Raw genomic sequence first — 1,800 nt, 5'->3', positions numbered from 1 at the left:
AACGCGTCGGTCGCATCGAGGACGTGCTCGGAGAACCGCGCCGACAGCGCGGCCAGTTCCTGGCGCACGTCGGACAGCCGCGCCTTGTCCGCCGGATCGAGCGCGGCGCCGCCGAGACGGAAGTCGCGCAGCGCGTGCGCGACGACGCGCCGGCGCAGCGGATCGAGGCCGAGCGCGTCGGCGGCGTCGGACAGGCGGCGGTGCTGGACGTACAGCGCCTCGTCCTGGGCGAGCGCGTTGAAGAACGCGGTGACCTTCGGCAGGGCCGCGTTGTAGGCGGCGCGCAGCTCGGGCGTGTTGACGACGGCGTTGAGGTGCGAGACCTGGTTCCAGGCGCGCGCGAGACGTTCGGTCGCATCGTCGAGCGGGACGACGACCTGCTCCCAGCCCACGGGCTGCGTGCGGCCGGCGACCGCCAGCGCGGCTTCGGCCTCGGCGACGAGCGCATCGATCGCGGGCTGGACGTGCGCGGGTGCGATGGCGTCGAAACGGGGCAGGCCGGAGAAGTCGAGCAGCGGGTTGGTCATCGTCGAGGCACAGCGGGGTGGGGGACACCCGATTCTAGGGGCTGGTGGGGTTGGGGGACGTCGTAGCAGCGTCGCTCGCCTGGTGCTTGCCCAAGTCCGACAAGCGGCGGTAGGAGTACGGGCGTCCGGTGCCGTCGCTTCGGTGGCGGCGGTGTCGTGTGCGGCTTCGTTGAGAGGCGTCGTCGCTCCGGTCGTGGCGCCGGTGCCTGCTGGCGACCGGATCGCGGCGTCGGGCGCGTTGCCGTCCCGGCCGGTACCTGCTTCCCGCCTGGACGATTCCGGTGTCGTGACGTCCGCTTTCCCCCGATCCCGGATATGCCGTGTCCGCGGACGGCGTTATCGTGGAGGACTCCTGCGCCACGAGCCGCTGACCGCCCCATGCATTCGATCGAAGTCGTCCTGGTGATGCTGCTGGCGGTCGTCGCCAGCGGCTACCTGACCCGCGTGCTGCAGCGCTGGCTGCCGTTGCCGCTGCCGGTGGTGCAGATCGCACTGGGCGCGACGATCGCCGGCGTGTTCGGGCGCGGCGTGACGCTCGATCCGCACCTGTTCTTCGTGCTGTTCCTGCCCCCGCTGCTGTTCCTCGACGGCTGGCGCATTCCCAAGAACGGGCTGTTCCGCGACCGCGGCGTGATCCTGCAGCTGGCGCTGGGCCTGGTGGTGTTCACCGTGCTCGGCGCCGGGCTGCTGATCCACTGGATGATCCCGGCGATGCCGCTGGCGGTGGCGTTCGCGCTGGCGGCGATCCTCTCGCCGACCGATCCGGTCGCAGTCTCGTCGATCGCCGCGCGCGCGCCGATCCCGTCGCGGGTGATGCACATCCTGGAGGGCGAATCGCTGCTCAACGACGCCTCGGGCCTGGTGTGCTTCCGCTTCGCGGTGGCCGCGGCGCTGACCGGTAGTTTCTCGCTGCTGTCGGCCTCGCTGACGTTCCTGTGGGTGGCGCTGGCGGGCGCCGCGGTGGGCGTGGCGGTCACGGTGGCGGTCAACCGGGGGCATGCGCTGGTCTCGCGCGTGTTCGGCGAGGAGGCGGGCACGCCGATCCTGATCAGCCTGCTGACGCCGTTCGGCGCCTACCTGCTGGCCGAGCAGATCGGCGCGTCGGGCATCCTCGCCGCGGTCGCGGCCGGCATCACGATGAGCTACGTCGAGCTCAGCGGTCGCGCGCTGGCGACCACGCGGGTGCAGCGCGCGGCGGTCTGGGACACGGTGCAGTTCTCGCTCAACGGCATCATCTTCGTGCTGCTCGGCGAGCAGCTGCCGTGGATCGTCG

Annotated in this window: 1 protein-coding gene and 1 pseudogene; one reads left to right on the top strand and one right to left on the bottom strand. The window is 71.6% G+C overall.

The window, feature by feature from the left end:
- A pseudogene (locus tag WQ56_RS17435) lies at nucleotides 1-527 on the bottom strand (oligopeptidase A); the annotation flags it as partial.
- 378 nt (nucleotides 528-905) lie between these two features.
- On the opposite strand from WQ56_RS17435, the gene WQ56_RS17430 reads away from it, so the two are divergent.
- Nucleotides 906-1,800, top strand: an 895-nt coding sequence (locus WQ56_RS17430) for a sodium:proton antiporter (protein ID WP_047138398.1), incomplete at its 3' end; no start/stop codon positions are given.

Source organism: Luteimonas sp. FCS-9, assembly GCF_001014645.1.
In the GTDB taxonomy this organism is placed as follows: Bacteria; Pseudomonadota; Gammaproteobacteria; order Xanthomonadales; family Xanthomonadaceae; genus Luteimonas.
Note: the sequence above shows the minus strand (reverse complement) of the source record. Positions and strands in the feature narration are given on the sequence as shown.